Below are 255 nucleotides of genomic sequence, written 5' to 3' on the forward strand. Positions count from 1 at the left end.
TCCTTCTTGCCGTCCATGTTGACCCCCAATGCCAGATAAATTGCCTTGTTGATGACGCGCATATTGTCACGGATTTTAATGACGATGCAATCAAGATACACAATCGGATAAATCGGATCGAGTGGACGGGATTGCCATTGTGTAATCTGCTCCAGAACACGATCGGTGACCTTCGAAATGAGCGTAGGCGAGACGTCTGCGTCGTACATTTCTTTAAAAGTTTCTACGATTTCGCGGGTTGACAGCCCTTTGGCA

The 255-nt window shown here is 47.1% G+C and carries 1 protein-coding gene; it reads right to left on the bottom strand.

The window, feature by feature from the left end; genetic code table 11:
* Nucleotides 1-255: transposase (locus H8K32_RS20830; RefSeq protein WP_186914416.1), on the bottom strand; the 255-nt coding region annotated here is incomplete at both ends.

Origin of the sequence: Cognatundibacterium jejuense (assembly GCF_014284255.1) — a bacterium.
GTDB classification, from domain to species: Bacteria; Pseudomonadota; Gammaproteobacteria; order Burkholderiales; family Burkholderiaceae_D; genus Undibacterium; species Undibacterium jejuense.